This is a genomic window from Lachnospiraceae bacterium oral taxon 500 (genome assembly GCA_002999035.1).
Classification (GTDB): Bacteria; Bacillota; Clostridia; order Lachnospirales; family Vallitaleaceae; genus W11650.
Window position 1 is genome coordinate 1,344,941 of record CP027241.1, and the last position, 18,020, is coordinate 1,362,960.

15 protein-coding genes and 1 pseudogene are annotated in these 18,020 nt (G+C 46.7%); all 16 read left to right on the forward strand.

Annotated elements, in window-relative coordinates; genetic code table 11:
• Positions 1–730: pseudogene (locus tag C3V36_06155) on the forward strand (glycine/betaine ABC transporter ATP-binding protein).
• Positions 731–740: 10 nt separating this feature from the next.
• Positions 741–1,685, forward strand: a complete 945-nt coding sequence (locus C3V36_06160) for a quinone oxidoreductase (GenBank protein ID AVM70460.1) — start codon at positions 741–743, stop codon at positions 1,683–1,685.
• A 157-nt stretch (positions 1,686–1,842) separates the two neighbouring features.
• Positions 1,843–2,628 (forward strand): hypothetical protein, encoded by a 786-nt coding sequence (locus C3V36_06165; GenBank protein AVM68855.1) that lies wholly within the window; start codon positions 1,843–1,845, stop codon positions 2,626–2,628.
• Between the two features lie 51 nt (positions 2,629–2,679).
• Entirely contained in the window at positions 2,680–4,422 is a 1,743-nt protein-coding gene (locus C3V36_06170) for an ABC transporter (protein AVM68856.1), read from the forward strand.
• 1 nt (position 4,423) lies between these two features.
• Positions 4,424–6,340 carry an ABC transporter gene (locus C3V36_06175; GenBank protein AVM68857.1) on the forward strand — a complete coding sequence of 639 codons (1,917 nt, stop codon included), beginning with the start codon at positions 4,424–4,426 and terminating at the stop codon, positions 6,338–6,340.
• Positions 6,341–6,751: 411 nt separating this feature from the next.
• Complete coding sequence (locus tag C3V36_06180) at positions 6,752–7,978, forward strand: aspartate aminotransferase (protein ID AVM68858.1); 1,227 nt, start codon at positions 6,752–6,754, stop codon at positions 7,976–7,978.
• A gap of 33 nt (positions 7,979–8,011) precedes the next feature.
• Positions 8,012–8,485 carry a hypothetical protein gene (locus tag C3V36_06185; GenBank protein ID AVM68859.1) on the forward strand — a complete coding sequence of 158 codons (474 nt, stop codon included), beginning with the start codon at positions 8,012–8,014 and terminating at the stop codon, positions 8,483–8,485.
• Positions 8,486–9,181 carry a SanA protein gene (locus tag C3V36_06190; protein AVM68860.1) on the forward strand — a complete coding sequence of 232 codons (696 nt, stop codon included), beginning with the start codon at positions 8,486–8,488 and terminating at the stop codon, positions 9,179–9,181.
• 114 nt (positions 9,182–9,295) lie between these two features.
• Positions 9,296–10,210, forward strand: coding sequence for a restriction endonuclease (locus C3V36_06195; GenBank protein ID AVM68861.1), 915 nt, complete (start codon positions 9,296–9,298; stop codon positions 10,208–10,210).
• A gap of 190 nt (positions 10,211–10,400) precedes the next feature.
• The gene (locus C3V36_06200) at positions 10,401–11,534 is read left to right on the forward strand and encodes a haloacid dehalogenase (GenBank protein AVM68862.1); all 1,134 of its coding nucleotides are present in this window, start codon (positions 10,401–10,403) and stop codon (positions 11,532–11,534) included.
• A 206-nt stretch (positions 11,535–11,740) separates the two neighbouring features.
• The gene (locus C3V36_06205) at positions 11,741–12,631 is read left to right on the forward strand and encodes a hypothetical protein (protein AVM68863.1); all 891 of its coding nucleotides are present in this window, start codon (positions 11,741–11,743) and stop codon (positions 12,629–12,631) included.
• Positions 12,632–12,717: 86 nt separating this feature from the next.
• A complete protein-coding gene (locus C3V36_06210; GenBank protein ID AVM68864.1) occupies positions 12,718–13,125 on the forward strand; it encodes a DtxR family transcriptional regulator in 408 nt (135 codons plus the stop codon).
• 104 nt (positions 13,126–13,229) lie between these two features.
• Entirely contained in the window at positions 13,230–14,783 is a 1,554-nt protein-coding gene (locus C3V36_06215) for a heme ABC transporter ATP-binding protein (GenBank protein ID AVM68865.1), read from the forward strand.
• Between the two features lie 347 nt (positions 14,784–15,130).
• Entirely contained in the window at positions 15,131–15,340 is a 210-nt protein-coding gene (locus tag C3V36_06220; protein AVM68866.1) for a heavy metal transport/detoxification protein, read from the forward strand.
• 98 nt (positions 15,341–15,438) lie between these two features.
• A complete protein-coding gene (nagA, locus tag C3V36_06225; GenBank protein ID AVM68867.1) occupies positions 15,439–16,581 on the forward strand; it encodes an N-acetylglucosamine-6-phosphate deacetylase in 1,143 nt (380 codons plus the stop codon).
• A 10-nt stretch (positions 16,582–16,591) separates the two neighbouring features.
• A complete protein-coding gene (nagB, locus tag C3V36_06230; GenBank protein ID AVM70461.1) occupies positions 16,592–17,335 on the forward strand; it encodes a glucosamine-6-phosphate deaminase in 744 nt (247 codons plus the stop codon).
• Positions 17,336–18,020: the final 685 nt, after the last annotated feature.

The following is an 18,020-nucleotide window of genomic DNA, read 5'->3' on the forward strand; positions in this document are numbered from 1 at the left end:
ATGAGTAAAATCATAGAATACAAAAATATCGGCAAATCCTATAACGGAAAATGGGTAGTCCGAAACTTCAATCTTAGTATAAATGAAGGGGATTTTATTTGCATAGTAGGAACATCAGGCTCCGGAAAAACCACGCTCCTAAAAATGATCAACGGACTTTTGAAACCCGATGAAGGAGAGATCATGATTTCCGGAAAAAATATTCTGAATGAAGACATCATCTCGCTTAGAAGAAAGATTGGCTATGCAATCCAAGGAAATGGATTGTTTCCTCACATGACAGTTTCGGAAAATATAGGCTATGTCCCAAGACTTGAAAAAAAAAGAGGAGAAAACAATAAATGAGATTATCGACAGGATGCTGTCTCTTGTCGGGTTGCCTTTAGATATAAAAGAGAAGTATCCCGACGAATTATCGGGCGGGCAGCAACAGCGTGTCGGCATTGCAAGAGCATATGCCAACTCTCCGCTCATACTCTTAATGGATGAGCCTTTTGGTGCGGTTGACTCAATAACAAGGTATCAACTGCAAAAGGACTTGAAAGAGATCCATAAACAAACGAATTGCACCATTATCTTTATCACACATGATATTTATGAAGCTTTTAAAATGGGGACTCATATTTTGGTGATGGATGACGGAGAAATTCAGCAGTATGGAACAACGGAAGAGGTATGGGATCATCCAAGCAATGATTTTGTAAAAAAATTGATAGAAATGACGAGGTAATAAAAAGATGATGAGAGCAGTGGTAGTTTATGAAGCCGGCGGAACGGATAAATTAGTATTTCAAGAAGTGCCAAAACCAAAAATGAAAGCGGGTTGGTCGCTCATAAAAGTAAAGGGATTTGGCATAAATCGCTCAGAAATTTTTACCAGAAAGGGATATTCACCAAGTGTTCAATTTCCGAGAATACTGGGGATTGAATGTGTTGGTATCATTGAACGGAGCGAAAAATTTGAAGCCGGAACGAAGATCGTATCCATAATGGGAGAAATGGGAAGAGCGTTTGACGGAAGTTATGCCCAGTATGTATTGTTGCCGGACGAACAAATTTATCCGGTAGAAAGTAATTTGCCGTGGGAAGTATTGGCGGCGATACCTGAAACATACTATACTTCATACGGATGTTTTACAAACTTAAGAATCACAGATAAAGATGAGATACTGGTTAGGGGAGCAAGCAGTGCAACCGGTATAGCTTTTTGCAATTTGGTAAGATCCTGCTTTCCGAAAACAAAAATCTATGGAAGTACCCAGAATATGTCCAAAAAAGAAAGTTTAACGGCGAGTGGTTTTGAGGATATATTTGAAGACAAGGACTATACATTGCAAACGGAAAAAAAGTTTGACAAGATACTTGAATTAGTCGGTCCGCGATCGATTAAAGATTCGATTAAGCATCTGAACCGCTTCGGGATTGTTTGCAGTGCAGGGCAGCTGGGAGAACAATGGTTCTTGGAAGAGTTTGATCCAATCATGGAGCTTCAAAATGATATATACTTGACTACTTTTTATTCCGGTATTGTTGATTCTTTCCGGCTAAAGGAGATGTTTCGCTTTATCGATGAGCATAATGTGACGGTAAATCCAAGCAAGGTTTTCCGTTTGGATGAAATTCAAAAAGCGCATGAGTATATAGAAAGTAAAAAGGGATTTGGAAAAGTGGTATGCCTTGTATGATAGCTCATCCTCTTCTGTTTTTTTCTTTCGAATGACTTTTCTTGCCCCAACTTCTGTGGTATACTATCTTTATTTATAAGGCCGGCAAGATGCTGTGTGCCGGTATTATCAGTGCGGATGGGCGAAAAAGCCGAGCCGTTTTTTCGGCTGAGGAGGAATGATGGAAGTTTTATTTTTTTTGGTAGCGTTTTTAGCGTCGATTGTCGGAGCGATTTGCGGCATCGGCGGCGGTGTTATTATCAAGCCGACACTGGATTCTTTCCATGTCATGTCGGTGGCGGCGATCAGTTTTCTGTCGGGCTGCACGGTGCTGACCATGTCCGCGTATTCGGTGATAAAAGCGAAACTATCGGGCGATTCGGCGGTGGAAACGAAAACCGGTTTGCCGCTGGCGGCCGGAGCGGTCATCGGCGGGATTTTGGGTAAGGAATTATTTGATCTGGTCGGTAATCTCGTAGCCAATAAAGAACAGGTCGGCATGATTCAGGCAGTTTGCCTGCTGATTATCACTTTGGGTACTTTGCTGTATACCTTGTTTAAAGATAAAATTCAAACCAGGCAAATCCAAAATCCTGTCCTCAGCGGATTGATTGGCTTGATTTTGGGGATGGTGTCCGCTTTTCTTGGTATTGGCGGCGGCCCGATTAATCTGGTGGTGCTGTTTTATTTCTTTTCCATGCCGACCAAGACGGCGGCGGCCAATTCGCTTTATATCATCCTTTTTTCGCAGCTGGCCAGTTTTTTGAGAGTGGTTTTAAGCGGCAAGATCCCGGCAGTTGCACCACTCCTGCTGCTGATTACGGTGGCTGGCGGCATGGCCGGCGGGATGGTCGGCCGCAAGATTAACCGCCGGATTGACAGCCGCGTGGTAGACCGCCTGTTTATCGGCCTGATGGTGGTTTTGATTGGGATTAATGCCTATAATATCTGGCGTTTTTGGTAGAATTTAAAAAAGCGGAACGGGCAAAGCCAATACAGCAGAGAGGAGAAATTTATGATTAAAACATTGAGCCGGAGCGTGCGGCAGTTCAAAGTTAGCTCGGCGGCGACCGCGGCTTTGTCCGCGCTGGAGGTAGTCTTTGAAATTGTGGTTCCGCTGACTATGTCGCGGTTAATTGATCATGGGGTTTATGCCGGCAGTATGGGGCAGGTTTGGAAATACGGACTGATTTTGCTTTTGCTGGCCAGTATGCAGTTGACGACCGGTATACTGGCGGCAAAACTGGGCGCTAAGGCCTCGGTCGGACTGGCGGCTAATTTGCGGCAGGATATGTACGACCGGGTGCAGACCTTTTCCTTTTCCAATATTGATAAGTTTTCTGCCGCTTCGATCGTTACCCGGCTGACGACCGATGTGAGCAATGTCCAGAACGCCTATCAAATGCTGCTGCGGATGGCGATACGTGCGCCCTTTATGATGGTTTTTGCCATGATCGCTTCATTTTCCATCAGCCGCCAGATCTCAATGGTCTTTTTGGCGGCCATTCCCTTGTTAGCTTTGGTCCTGGCGTTGATTATCCGGGCGGTGATACCGGTCTTTAAGCAGGTTTTTTCCGATTATGACGGATTAAACAAAGTGGTGCAGGAAAATGTTCGCGGCATTCGGGTGGTGAAATCCTTTAATCAGGAAAACTTTGAGATTAAAAAGTTTGAAAATATGTCTGCTAAGATTTTCCGCGGTTTTGCCAAAGGCGAGCGGCTGATTGCCCTCAATATGCCGATAATGCAGATTTTTATGTACACTTGCATGTTGTTGGTGTCCTGGCTGGGTGCCAGAGCGATTATCGCCAGCGGCAATAATGAGGCGCTGGGTCTGACGACAGGTCAGTTAACGGCGTTGTTTAGCTATTCCATGCAGATTCTGATGAGCCTGATGATGCTGTCGATGGTCTTTGCCATGATTACGATTGCTTCGTCTTCCGCAGAACGGATTACAGAAATATTAAACGAAAAAAGCGATATCACTGACCCGGCCGATCCGGTGTATGAAGTCAAGGACGGCGCGGTCGTCTTTGACCGGGTTAGTTTTGTCTATCACGCCGACGCCGATAAGAAAGTCCTTGATAATATTGACCTGCGGATTGCCTCCGGTGAGACGGTCGGGATTATCGGCAGCATCGGTTCGTCCAAGTCAAGTCTGGTGCAGCTGATTCCCCGGCTTTATGATGTGACGGAGGGCAGTGTTTCGGTCGGCGGGGTTGATGTGCGCCGTTATCACCTTGATACTTTGCGCGGGGCAGTAGCAATGGTGCTGCAAAAAAATGAGCTTTTTTCCGGGACGATCAAGGAAAACTTACGCTGGGGCAATGAAAACGCCAGCGATGAGGAGCTGGTTCAGGCCAGCCGGCAGGCCTGTGCAGATGATTTTATCCGTTCTTTCCCGCAGGGCTACGATACTTATATTGAACAGGGCGGGACGAATGTGTCCGGCGGGCAGAAACAGCGTTTGTGCATTGCCCGGGCACTGCTGAAAAAGCCGAAGGTGCTGATTTTAGACGATTCGACCAGCGCGGTCGATACCAAGACGGACGCAGCGATTAAGCGTTCCTTTGCCGAGGAGATTCCGGATACGACCAAAATCATTATTGCTCAGCGGGTCAGCTCGATCCGCCATGCCGATAAGATCATTGTGCTGGATGAGGGCAAAATCTCGGCGCTTGGCACTCATGACGAGTTGCTGAAAACTTCCTCCATTTATCGGGAAGTGTTTGAGTCCCAGCAGAAAGGAGAGGAGTAAGATGAAACAGGAAAAGAAACTGCCGAAAGGTGCTCCCAAACTGGACTTTAAAATTGCCCGCCGGATTTTTTCGTATATGAAACCGGATCGGGGCAAGCTGATTTTAGTGGTGTTTTGTATTTTACTAAGTTCTCTCGCCAGTGCTGCCTCCTCCTTGTTTTTAGGGAAATTGATCGACAATCATATTATGCCGCTCCTCACGGTGGAGTCGCCTGTCTTCAGTGGACTTTTGCGGGCACTGCTGATGATGGCGCTCCTATATTTAACCGGAATTACCGCCTCACTTTTTTATAACAGAATGATTGTAACCTTGGCGCAAAAGACCTTAAAACAAATTCGGGATGAAATGTTTACCAAGATGCAGGCTTTGCCGGTGCGCTATTTTGACAGTCATACCTATGGCGAGGTGATGAGCCTTTATACGAATGACACAGATACATTACGGCAGGTGCTGGCACAGGCTATGCCGCAACTGATTGCCTCGATGTTTACGCTGATTACGGTATTTTTCAGTATGCTTTATATCAGCGTACCGCTGACGATTGTGGCGGTGGTTTTGATTTTCCTGGTCATGCAGGTCACCGGCAAAATCGTCGGTCGGATTGGTGTTCATTTTGCAGAGCAGCAACGGACGCTGGCAGACGTGAACGGCTATGTGGAAGAAATGATCGGCGGGCAAAAAGTGGTGAAAGTATTTTGCTATGAAGATAAGGCAAGAGAGCAGCTGCGGCGGAGAAATCAGGCTTGGGCGGACAGTTCAACCAAAGCCAATGCCAATGCGAACATGCTGATGCCGCTGATGAATGCGGTCGGTTATTTTCAATATGTCATTATTGCGGTTTTGGGTTCTTATATGGCCATCAGCGGTATGACTAATTTTGGTCTGACCGGCGTTAATGTTATGTCGCTGGGAATGATCGCCTCCTTTTTGACCTTGACCAGAAACTTTGTCTGGCCGCTGGGGCAGATTTCCAGCCAGTTTAATTATGTGGCGATGGCATTTGCCGGCGCCGAGCGGATTTTTGCTTTTATGGACGAGCATCCGGAAACGGATGAGGGTTATGTGACACTGGTTAATGCCCATATTAGGGAGGAGGGTCAAGTTCAGGAATGTGCGGAAAATACCGGGCACTGGGCGTGGAAGCATCCGCACCGGGCCGACGGCAGTGTTACTTATACGGAGTTAAAGGGTCAAATCACGATGGACGACGTTGATTTTGGCTATGTCCCGGAAAAAACAGTGCTGCATGACATTACGCTCTATGCCGAGCCGGGGCAAAAGATTGCTTTTGTCGGCGCAACCGGTGCGGGTAAAACCACGATCACCAATTTGATTAACCGCTTTTATGATATTGCCGACGGCAAAATTCGCTACGACGGAATCAATATCAATAAGATTAAAAAGGCGGATTTGCGCCGTTCTCTCGGGGTGGTGCTGCAAGACGTCAATTTGTTTACCGATACGGTGATGGAAAATATTCGCTACGGTAACCCGAATGCGACCGATGAGGAATGTATTGCGGCCGCCAAACTGGCCAATGCCGACGGTTTTATCCGGATGCTGGAACATGGCTATGACACGGTCTTAAAGGGCGGCGGCAGCGGGCTGTCGCAGGGGCAGCGCCAGCTTTTGTCAATTGCCCGGGCGGCGGTATCCGATCCGCCGGTTATGATTTTGGATGAAGCAACGTCTTCGATTGATACCCGAACCGAAGCCTTGGTACAGGACGGCATGGATAAACTGATGCAGGGCCGGACGGTATTTGTCATTGCTCACCGGCTGTCAACCGTACAGAATTCGGATGTGATTATGGTCTTAGACCAAGGCCGGATTATTGAGCGGGGCAACCATGAAAAACTGATTGCCCAAAAAGGAGTTTATTATCAGCTCTATACCGGCGCATTTGAGCTGGAGTAGGGCGGGACTCATTTAGGGTGGGCTCGTGACATTGCAGAAACGCGAAGTTTTTCGATCAGAGGTAAGTTGAGCAAATGAAACGGTCTGTCAAAGCGAAAAGGATTGCTTTGGCAGGCCGTTTTATGGTTGAGAGTTGCTTTCGTTCTCCCTACACTTGACGGATACCCCAGATAAAGTTATAATAAAACTACCCCAATATCCTTGCTTTTGTTCGGAAGCTGCGGTGCAGGATTCAGAAAAGGAAAGAAGCCGCGCGGCAGATTTCCATTTTAAGCGGGGAGAGGTATAGGGAGGCTCAAAAGTGTTTTTGCGCCGTTTGCCCGTGTTGACAGTTTGGGGTTTCAAGCAAGCAGTAATAATAGAAATTCCCGCCGCTGTAAGAAAAGCGGAGGTACAAAAGAAAGGAAAGACATGGCAGAAAGTTACGTACAAAAATTATTGGCGGACAGGATTGGCGGAAACAGGTTTGGGAAAAGGGAAAACAAAAATCATTTGGAGCAGGCAAAACAAACCTATGTGGAAAGCACGAATCAGGGTTTGCTCGATCTTAGCCGGGAAGAACCGGATGCCATGGCGGATTTTGATGTCATCGGGAGCCTGGGATATGAGGCCGGTCAATGGGGTAACCGGGAGCGGGCGGAAAACGGGATTTTAGAGTTTTGCGAAGCGGCAGCCGCTTATCTGCAAAGGGAGTTTAAGGTCGAAGGGCTGAATCCGCAGACGGAGATTGCCCATGCCATCGGCACCCGGTCGGCTCTCAGCCAACTGGCGCTGGCACTGATCAATCCGGGAGATGTCCTGTTAAACGCTGATTTACGGGAGAACTCCTTAGTGGCCACAACCAAATGGCTGGGCGGCGAAGTCTTTTCTCTGCCGCTTTTGCCGGAAAACAAGTTTTTACCGGATTTAGAGAGCGTTCCGGCTGAGGTTTTGGCGAAAGCCAAGCTTTTATATATCAGTTATCCGAATGACCCGACCGGCGCGGTGGCCGGAAAGGCCTTTTTTAAGAAGGTGGTTAAGTTTGCCAAAGCAAATCAGCTGGCAGTAGTGCATGACGCGGGACTGGCGGCCTTGACCTATGATCAAACGGAGCCGCTCAGCTTTTTAACGATTCCGGGAGCAAAGCAGGTCGGGGTTGAGATTCATTCTCTGTCCAAAGCCTTTAATATGACGGGCTGGCGGCTGGCTTTTGCCGCCGGTAACGCCAAATTGATCCAGGCTTTTGCGGCGGTCAAGGCCGTCACCGATGCCGGACAGTTTAAAGCCATTCAGCGGGCCGGGATAACGGCGCTGAATAAGCCGGAAATTACGGCGGGAACCAAGGCCAAATATGACCGGCGGCTGCAAAACTTAAGCGAAGTTTTCGCAGAAATGGGATTTGCCGCTAAGAAACCGCAGGCCGGCTATTTTCTGTATCTGCCGATTCCCAAGGCAGCGGGAGACGGCGTGAAGTTTAAAAAAGCAGCGGACTTTGCTGAATATTTGCTGCAAAAAACCGGCGTCATCGTTTCGCCGCAGGATCAGGCTGGTGCTTTTATTCGGGTGTCGGCGGCTTTTCAGGCCTTGGAAGCGGAAGAATACGGAGTCTATGAAGAAATTCGGCGGCGTTGTCAGGATTTAGGGCTTCTGTTTAAATAACTATTTGTGGGAAGCGAAAGGAATCAATAAGAAATGGACAAATATCAGAACAATAATTTTTCACAGGGAGTAAATGAGCCAAATAGCCCGGTTCAGCCAGCCTATCCGCCGCAGCCGGTGGGGCAGCCCGGTCCGCAGGGCAATTATCAGCAGGCTTATCAGGGGCAGTCCGGTGCGCCCAATGGGAATTATTATTACCGGCAGCAGCCGAATCCGCCGTATCCGGGCGGTCCGGGGAATATGCCGTATAACCCTTATGTTCAGCAAATGCCGGAAGAGATTTCAATGTGGAAGTATTTAGGCATGATGTGGGTGATGGCGCTGCCGATTGTCGGTCTGGTGCTGATGATTATATGGGCATTTTCCAATGAGGGCATCAATCGCCGCAATTATGCCAGGGCAGTGCTTTTAAATATGGTGATTGCGATGGTACTGGGTATTTTCCTGTGGGGAACGATGATGGCCATAATGTTGCAAATCATGCGGATGTCGCAATATGTACATTAAATGAAAACGCGGGATAAATGGCCTGCCGGGTCGGGCCGGGGGCAGAAATGGAAGAAAGGAATTCAGCGATTGATAAAGATGGCGGCAGCAGTGCTTTTCATAGCGTTGTTGCTGCTGCTTGGCGTGAATGCCTATATGCTGTGGAAAACGCAACGCTACATTTTAAGCAATGACCAGATTGCAGTCGAGGCCGAAAAGGGCGGTTTTGATTATATCCTGGTGTTGGGGGCGGGTGTCCGTCCGGGCGGCGAGCCGTCGCGAATGTTGCGCGAAAGAATTGATAAAAGTGTAGAACTTTATCGGCTTTTGTCGGGAACGCCGCTGCTGATGAGCGGGGACAGCGTGGATATTTATTATCGGGAGACAGTGGTCATGGCGGCGGAGGCGGAGAAGGCCGGAGTACCGGCAGAGGGTATCCGACAGGATCCTTATGGGGTATCGACTTATGACAGCATCTGGCGTTTGAGAAAAGTTTATCAAGGGAAAAAGGTATTGATTGTAACGCAAAAATATCACCTCAGCCGGTCGCTTTTTTTGGCTAGGGCACTGGGGATGGAAGCGTATGGCGCGGATGCGCAGAAGGTGCGCTACTATGGTCAATTGTACCGGGATTTGCGGGAGATGGCAGCCCGGCTGAAAGATTTCTTTTTGGCATTTTGGCAGCCGGCAGCGGAATATCCGGTTGGGGATTCTTAGATACAAAAGCAGTAGCTGGCGGGATTTCAAAAGGGAATCGCAAGATCAAATAATCATTACAGTGGAAGACGATATATACCTTATTTTTCGATAAAAGGGGGAAAGTAAAAAACTATGTCCATACCAAAGTATAATGAACTTTATGGAGCTGTACTTCAATCTTTGAAAGATGGAAAAATTCATGATTATAGGGATATGAAAAAATATGTAGCGAATGCTTTCAATCTTTCAGAGGAAGATAGGGCTTTAATGTTGCCAAGTGGAAGGCAGTCGGTATTTGATAATCGCATTGGCTGGGCCAGAACGTATTTAAAACAAGCAGGCCTTATTGAGAGTCCGTCTAGGGGCAGGCATGTTTTAACAAATGAGGGAAAAAAAGCCTTACCGGATGCGGAAAGCATTGATAACACTTATTTATTAAAATACCAAAGTTTTTCCAATTTTTATAACCATGTGCCAACAAAAGATTTGCAAACGAATACGGCTGTAAAGGAAGAACAGTCGCCGGCTGAGGTGATAGAGGAAGCCCTAAAAGAATTAGATGATGTTTTGGCAGATGAATTGATGACGGAGGTGATGAAGCTTCCAGCGGCAGATTTTGAGAAATTGGTTATAAAATTGCTGCTTAAAATGGGGTATGGCAATGGAATTGAAGAAAATGCAGTTGTAACTTCTATTTCAAATGATGGTGGAATTGATGGGATAGTAAAGGAAGACCAGCTGGGTTTTAGTTCTATATATATTCAAGCCAAGCAGTGGGCGGTTAATCGGAAAGTAGATAGACCTGAGATTCAAAAGTTTGCAGGAGCGCTTCAAGGGCAACAGGCATCAAAAGGGTTATTTATCACAACAGCCGGATTTTCCGCCGGGGCAAAAGATTTTGCGAATGGCTTATATGGTTCAAAAATTGTTCTTGTGGACGGGATGCAGCTGATGAAACTGATGATAAAGCATAATCTTGGTGTATCGGTTGAAAGTGTGTACGAAGTAAAAAGAGTCGATTCTGATTTCTTCGAAGATGATTTTTAGAAAATATGAGGTAGAGCGGCGGTAACGAAAGGCAGAATCGAAAATTATGCTTGCTAGTGATCTGGCAATGTTTTATCAGATAGAAACGGAATACTTAAACAGGTAAAAAAGCAGAAATGCCGAAAGATTTCTAGAAGACTTTGGAACTACTAGGATAGAAGAAAGCGATTTAATGAGGAGATGACACTAAATGAAAAAAGCACCTATTTTAGCAATCTGCTATGATTTCGATAAAACCTTATCTCCGGACGATATGCAGGCACAAGGATATATACAATCGATAGATTACGAGGTGGCGGATTTTTGGAAAGAGTCAAATGAGTTGGCTTCAGGTAATGATATGGATCAAAATCTTGCCTATATGTATATGATGGCAAGTAAGTCGAGAGGAAAGGTATTATTCACAAGGGATACGTTACATAAAGACGGAAGTAAGGTAAAGCTCTTTCCGGGAGTTGATACATGGTTTGACAGAATTAATAAATATGGTGAAAGCAAAAGTGTAGAGGTTGAGCATTATATTATTTCCTCTGGTTTAAAAGAGATGATTGAGGGGACGGAAGTAGCGGATAAGTTTAAAAAGATATATGCCAGTTCATTTTATTTTGACAAGGACGGCGTAGCGGTTTGGCCGGCCCAGGTTGTAAACTATACAAATAAAACACAGTTTTTATTCAGAATTGAAAAGGGTGTTCTTGATGTAAATGACCAAGGCGTTAATTCTTATTTTGAACAGAGCCAATACAGAGTTCCATTTAGAAATATGGTATATATAGGTGATAGCGATACGGATATCCCCTGTATGAAGTTGGTTAATATAAATGGCGGACATTCAATAGGAGTATATAATTCTGAAACAAAGGACAAGTCAAAGGTTTTCAGAATGCTTGAGGAGAACAGAATAAAATATTTTGTGCCGGCAGATTATACGGAGGGGTCAAAACTTGAAAATTTAGTGAAACATATAATAGATAAAACAATTTCCAACGAAGTGTTGGAAGAGGTTCATTTTGAATGTATTGCTGAAAAAGCTGAAGAAACCAAAGGTCGGAGCGAAGAGGAACTTAGGAAAGAGGAATTGATAAATAAGCTTGAGGATAGCACAAGTTTTGCGAATACACATAGTATAATTGAACAACTTGCTAAAATTAACGTTTGGTCAGAAAGCCAAAAAAGTAAATTAATTAAAATTGCACTTAAAAATAACCAGGTAAAATTTATATTGAATGATAAAGATGTGAAAGATTTTTATAATTCAATATGTGAGGGAATCTCTAATGAAGATATCGATAAGATAAGATATATTTTTACTCATAACTGTTAAGAGTAAGGAGAAATACTCATGGATATCTCAAAAAAGATTGGAAAATATTTAGAGAAAAGCTGCCAGATTGGCAGGAAATTATATATGATAATTTGGCTGATTTTAGTGATGAGTTTAAACAGGAAGTAAAAAGAATACTTGAATTAAAGAAAGGTTTCGATTGTTAAGAGGGCAAGATAAAAGAGCTGAGAAAGGGGGGAACGGATATGCCGGAGCCATTTTTTGTGCAGGGAGCATTTCGAATTCATAAGACAGCAGAGCAGCCTAAAATTCGCTATCAAAAAGAGCGAAGCCGTTCCAAGGGAGAGCAGGGCGAGGAAGAAAAAAGTTCTTTTCAAAAGCTGATGCAGCAGGATCGGCCGCGGCCGGGGGCGCCGGCTTTAACAGCCGAGAAAATTTGGGAAAGGATTTTGCCGAAGTGCCGGCGTTTCCTTATTGATTATGAGGAAATTGTGGGGCTGCGCTGGCGCAATTATCCGATCGATCTTTTTTTTCAAAGCGGGGTCAAAGCGCAGGACTTAAAGGAGCCGGCGTATTTGGCGCTGGAAGATGCGGAGGAGAGCGCGCCTGTCTGGCAGGCGATGTTGCGTCGCTGCCTAGGCAATGTGGTTTTGATTCATCCCCAAGAGTGGGAGAAAATGAATGCAGATTTGGAATACGCTGTCATGCTGGCGGCGGAAACGCGCTCCATTTTAGCCAGACAGTATGCGGAAAACGAAGCTTATCCGAATCATGTCTGTATCAGCTGCGTGGTTGGAATTGACGAAGTGGGGCTGGTGGTGCGTCTGTTTTCCACCGGCGAGAATTATAAACGGGAGATGATGCCGGCGGAAAAATTGAGAAGGCTTCGGGCGGCCAGAGCCAGACGCACCGATCAGGAACTGAAGCAGGCTTTTTTAGAAAAGTTAAGACAGCAGAAGCAGGCACTGGAAAAGTACCGGTATGATACGGCGATGGCGCAGCGGCTGAAAGTAACGTCCGCTCTTTTTGACAAAAGGGAAGTCAAGCCGGCGGCTAAGACGTCCGGCCAAAACTTGGATTTTCAGGAAAATGAGGCGGCAATTTCTCTGATGGAACTGCTGACCGGCGGGTTATAGGGAGCTGGATTGGCTTTTGAGTTTTCCTATGAAGAAAAAATGAGGGCTGCGGAGAAGGCAGGGGTAAGGTAAAATAAGGAGGTTATATGGTAATTCATGAGGCGTCTGAAAATTATTTGGAAGCAATCTTAATGCTGCGGGAAAAGCAGGAGCAGGTTCGTTCCGTTGATGTCTGTAATCTTTTGGGTTTTGCGAAATCGACCATCAGCGTTGCCATGAAAAAATTGAAAGAAAACGGATATGTGCGGATTGACCAAAGCGGTTATATTACTTTGACTGAAATCGGCGAAGCCATCGCCGCTAAGATTTATGAAAGACATGTGCTGATTGCCAAGCTGTTTGTCCTTTTGGGGGTGGATGAGGAAACGGCGCTGACGGATGCCTGCCGGATTGAGCATGACATCAGCGAGGAAAGCTTTCAGGCTTTAAAGGGGCTGTATTTCGATTTAGCCAAGCAGGAAAAAGAGGAAAAAGCCGCCGAAAAAGCAAATTAAAAGCGAGTTTTCCCATATTTGCCGTTTTTAGGCAGGCACCTGCCGAGCAGACCCGAAGCATTTGGCAGGGAAAAAGTTGAATTAGAGAGGAATAACGGAAGTTAATGAGTATTTTAACAGTAAGTAACTTAAACCACAGCTATGGCGGCCGGGAAATTTTGCAGAATGTCAATTTTCGGCTGCTGAAAGGCGAGCATGTCGGTTTGGTCGGGCCGAACGGCGAAGGCAAATCTTCTTTTATGAACATCGTAACCGGGCGGCTTACGCCGGATGAGGGCAAAATTGAGTGGGCTAGGCGCGTCCGGATTGGTTATTTGGATCAGCATGCCAGCCTGTCACCGGATCAGACGGTGCGGGAAGTGCTGCGGGATGCCTTTGCCTATTTATATGAAATGGAAGCGGAAGTGACGGCCCTTTACGGCCGAATGGGAGAGGCGGCCGAGGACGAACTGCCGGAACTGTTAGAGGACGCGGCCGAACTGCAAAGCATTTTGGAGCATAATGATTTTTATATGATTGATGCCAAGGTCGAGGAAACGGCCGGCGGCATGGGGCTAAAGGCGCTGGGGCTTGACACTTTGGTCAGTGAGCTCAGCGGTGGACAGCGGTCAAAGGTGCTTCTAGCCAAGCTTTTGCTGCAAAAGCCGGATATTTTGCTGCTGGACGAGCCGACCAATTATTTAGATGAAGAAAATATTGAATGGCTCCGCCGCTATTTACAGAATTATGAAAATGCGTTTTTGCTGATTTCCCATGATATTCCGTTTCTGAACTCGGTAATCAATTTGATTTACCACATTGAAAATAAGGAAATGAACCGCTATGTTGGGGATTACAGCGAGTTTGAAAGAATGCGGGACATCAAAAAGAGCCAAATCGAAGCAGCCTACAAAAAGCAGCAGCAGGAAATTGCCGATTTAGAGGACTTTGTTGCCCGCAATAAGGCGCGGGTAGCAACCCGAAATATGGCGATGAGCCGGCAGAAAAAGTTGGATAAAATGGAGCGGATTGAACTGGTGCGGGAAAAACCGAAGCCGGAGTTTTATTTTAAGACCGCTCCGGCCACCAGCAAGCTGATTTTTGAAACGGAAGGACTGGTTATCGGCTATGATACGCCTTTGACCAGGCCGTTAAAGCTGCGAATGGAAAGGGGCGACCGAATTGCCGTCACCGGGCCGAACGGTCTGGGCAAATCCACCCTGCTGAAAACGATTTTGGGGGAGCTGTCTCCCCTTGGCGGTGCCGTGCGGCATGGCGAAAACTTAAAGATCGGCTATTTTCAGCAGGAAGAAAGCGCCGGCAATATGCGAACCGCTTTTGCGGAGCTGTGGGAGGAGTTTCCGGCCTGGCAGCAATATGAAATTCGGGCGGCGCTGGCCAAATGCGGTTTAACGACCGACCATATCGAGTCAAAGATTATGGTCTTAAGCGGCGGCGAACAGGCCAAGGTGCGGCTGTGCAAGATATTGAACAAGGAAACCAATATTTTGGTATTGGACGAGCCGACCAATCACTTGGATGCGGATGCCAAGGAAGAGTTAAAGCGGGCGCTGCGGGAATATAAGGGCGGAATCTTTTTGGTTTCGCACGAAAAGGAGTTTTATCAGGAGATCGCAACCGAAGTTTGGAATATGGAAGACTTTGCTGCGGCCCGATAGTAGTAAACTACTCAACTTTCCCCTGATCGAAGCGCTGCGCACTTCTGCCCGGGCGGGCAGCCTGCCATAGTCTTTTTGGGCTCTATCCCGCTCAGAGAGCGGGTGCATGGACCCACTCTCGCGATTTTCTTCGCAAATCGCATTCCGTTCCTGCCCATGCGACGAGCCTAAAAAAGACTGTTCTGACGAACATGGGAAAGTTGAGTAAACTATAAACTAATATACCAGTTCAGGCGTTAAGCAAGTAGATAGTTATGTCTGCTGTGCCGATTGAGAGCAAGCTCTCCCCGGCATAGCGAACATCACTACCGGCTTGCCTGAGCTGGTTAGCAAGAAAGGAGCTAATCATGACGAAAGAATTAAAGATCAAAGGAATGTCCTGCCAGCACTGCGTGATGCATGCGAAAAACGCCTTGCAGGAGGTAGCCGGAGTAACGGCGGTTCAGGTTGACTTGGATAAGGCCAACGCCATTGTGGAAATGGACGGACAGGTCAGTGAGCAGGCCTTAAAGGATGCGATTGCCGAAGTGGGTTATGAGGTAACGGAGATCCTTTAAATGGCAAGCCCTGCTTTTGCGGTGGCAGAGAAAATGGGAAGATAGGGCTTTTACGGAGGCATCTGGGGTAAGACGAATTATCAGAAAGGGAAGAAGAAATGAAAGCAGTCATTAACGGAAAAGTTTATCTTGACTCGCATTTTGCGGAAGATAAGGTCATTCTTTTTGAGGAAACGATTCAGCAAATTATCGACCGGGCGGACTGGGACGGCAAGGCGGATCAGATTATTGATGCGGGCGGTGCATATGTCACGCCGGGCTTTGTCGATGTCCATATTCACGGCTTTAACGGCGCGGACGTAATGGACGGGAAAACAGAATCGCTGAGCGTCATGGCCAAGGGGCTGACGGCCAACGGCGTGACTTCTTTTTTGGCGACGACCATGACCATGGGCGTGCCGCTGATTCGCAGTGCTTTGGCGGCGGTCAGAAAATATACTGAGGACGCCGCTTTGTCCCGGCAGGGAGCGGAGATTGTGGGCGTGCATTTGGAAGGGCCATTTATCAACCCTAAGAAAAAAGGCGCGCAGCGGGGCGAGGACATTATTCCGGCGGATATTCGGGTAATTGAGGGTTATGAGGATTTGGTCAAGGTCATTACCATTGCGCCGGAAATGCCGGATAATATGGCTTTTATTGAAAAATACGCCGATCGGTTCTGCTTTTCGATCGGTCATACCGATGCCGATTATGATACTGCCAAAACAGCCGTGCAAAAGGGCGCGAAAGGGATGACGCATTTATTTAACGCTATGACTCCGCTCCAGCACCGTGCACCCGGCGTGGTGACGGCAGGGCTGACGGAAGACATTTATACGGAACTGATTGCCGATACGATTCATGTTCATAAGGGAATTTTTGAACTGATTTATAAGCAAAAGGGCGTAAGCCGCCTGATTTTGATTACCGATGCCATGCGCGGTGCGGGGATGGCCGAGGGCAATTATGATTTGGGCGGACAAGAGGTTATTATTAAGGACGGGCGCTGCCTTTTGATTGATGGTACTTTGGCCGGCAGCGTGCTGAAGCTGAATGATGCAGTTCGCAATTTCAGTGAAAGTACGACCATCGGTTTAGAAAAAGTGATTCCGCTGGCGACGTTGACACCGGCCACTTATATCGGTGTGCAGGATCGCAAGGGGAGTTTGGAAGTCGGGAAAGACGCCGATATCGTGCTGCTAGATGATAAAATCAAAGTATTAAAGACAATTGCCAGAGGAGAAGTGAAGTATGAAGCTTAATTATAGGGGAATGACAGTCTATGTGGAAAAAGATTACGCGGCCATGAGCCGAGCAGCGGCCGGACTTGTGCTGCAAACGGTGAAAGCCAAACCGGCGGCCGTTTTGGGCTTAGCCACCGGCAGCACGCCAATCGGCATGTATCAGGAGCTGGTCAAGGCTTATCAGCGGGGCGAGGTTGATTTTGCCCAGACCGTCAGCTATAACTTGGACGAATATTATCCGATCAACCATGATAATGACCAAAGCTATCATTATTTCATGCGGGAAAACTTGTTCCGGCATATCAATATCCGACCGGAAAACACCCATGTGCCGAGCGGCGAAGCAAAAGATGTCGAGAAATCAGCGGCTGAGTATGACGACCGGCTCTATGAGCTGGGCGGCGTCGATTTGCAGGTGCTGGGTATCGGCAACAATGGGCATATTGGCTTTAATGAACCGGCGGATGTCTTTGCCAAGGGAACGGGTCTGGTTGACCTGACCGCCAGCACGATCGAGGCTAATTCCCGGTTTTTCGCTTCGATTGATGATGTACCGAAAAAAGCGGTGTCAATGGGGATTGCTACTATCATGCAGGCGAAGCAAATTATGCTCTTAGCCAGCGGACAGGGTAAGGCCGGAATTATTGCGCAGACGATTCTGGGTGAAATTACGCCGCAGGTGCCGGCATCGGCCTTGCAGCTTCACCGCAATGTTACCTTCTTTTTAGATGAGGCCGCGGCGGCGGAACTTTTGGCCGGGCTGGGGAAATAGGTTTACAGGGATAACAGTTCAGACAAGCCGCTGATAATTCACTGTAAGGGAATTATCAGTATGTCCCGCAAATGGATAGTTATGCTTGATATACTTTTGGAGAGCAAGCTCTCCGGCATATCAAGCATAAACATAGTCTTGTTCCTAAATTTCAACAGTTCAGACAAGCAGCACGGATAATTCGCTTGCAGCGAATTATCCGTGTATTTGCTCACGCAAATAGGCATTTAAGCTTAATATGCCTTTGGCGAGCAAGCTCTCCCGGCATATCAAGCATAACTTTTTGCTGTAATATCAGTTCAGACAAGCCATTCGCAATTCACCTGCGGCGAATTGCTCATGTTTGCGTCCCGCAAATGGATAGTTATATAGGATACTGCCAGTGAAAGCAAGCTTTCCCGAGCAGTATCCTATATAACTATCCGCTTGTCTGAACTTATCCACAACATATGGTTGGGGGGCGAAATAGAAAGAAAATACAGAAAACAAGAAAAAGAGAAGAAAGCTTTAAAATTAAAGGTTTTCTTCTCTTCTTTTGTAGACTGAATTTAGAAAAATCAGTTTGTGGATAAATGGGGAGTTATCCACAGTTTACACATCAGAGTTCAGGCAACCCGGTTGTAATGCTTCGAAATGTCGAAGAATTACAAGTGCTGCGTTAAACAAATAGATATTTCTGATTGAT

Excerpts from the sequence above, each read along its gene's own strand:
- C3V36_06160 (AVM70460.1), top strand. The coding sequence starts at position 741 with ATGAGAGCAGTGGTAGTTTATGAAGCCGGCGGAACGGATAAATTAGTA.
- C3V36_06165 (AVM68855.1), top strand. The coding sequence starts at position 1,843 with ATGATGGAAGTTTTATTTTTTTTGGTAGCGTTTTTAGCGTCGATTGTC.
- C3V36_06170 (AVM68856.1), top strand. The coding sequence starts at position 2,680 with ATGATTAAAACATTGAGCCGGAGCGTGCGGCAGTTCAAAGTTAGCTCG.
- C3V36_06175 (AVM68857.1), top strand. The coding sequence starts at position 4,424 with ATGAAACAGGAAAAGAAACTGCCGAAAGGTGCTCCCAAACTGGACTTT.
- C3V36_06180 (AVM68858.1), top strand. The coding sequence starts at position 6,752 with ATGGCAGAAAGTTACGTACAAAAATTATTGGCGGACAGGATTGGCGGA.
- C3V36_06185 (AVM68859.1), top strand. The coding sequence starts at position 8,012 with ATGGACAAATATCAGAACAATAATTTTTCACAGGGAGTAAATGAGCCA.
- C3V36_06190 (AVM68860.1), top strand. The coding sequence starts at position 8,486 with ATGAAAACGCGGGATAAATGGCCTGCCGGGTCGGGCCGGGGGCAGAAA.
- C3V36_06195 (AVM68861.1), top strand. The coding sequence starts at position 9,296 with ATGTCCATACCAAAGTATAATGAACTTTATGGAGCTGTACTTCAATCT.
- C3V36_06200 (AVM68862.1), top strand. The coding sequence starts at position 10,401 with ATGAAAAAAGCACCTATTTTAGCAATCTGCTATGATTTCGATAAAACC.
- C3V36_06205 (AVM68863.1), top strand. The coding sequence starts at position 11,741 with ATGCCGGAGCCATTTTTTGTGCAGGGAGCATTTCGAATTCATAAGACA.
- C3V36_06210 (AVM68864.1), top strand. The coding sequence starts at position 12,718 with ATGGTAATTCATGAGGCGTCTGAAAATTATTTGGAAGCAATCTTAATG.
- C3V36_06215 (AVM68865.1), top strand. The coding sequence starts at position 13,230 with ATGAGTATTTTAACAGTAAGTAACTTAAACCACAGCTATGGCGGCCGG.
- C3V36_06220 (AVM68866.1), top strand. The coding sequence starts at position 15,131 with ATGACGAAAGAATTAAAGATCAAAGGAATGTCCTGCCAGCACTGCGTG.
- nagA (AVM68867.1), top strand. The coding sequence starts at position 15,439 with ATGAAAGCAGTCATTAACGGAAAAGTTTATCTTGACTCGCATTTTGCG.
- nagB (AVM70461.1), top strand. The coding sequence starts at position 16,592 with ATGACAGTCTATGTGGAAAAAGATTACGCGGCCATGAGCCGAGCAGCG.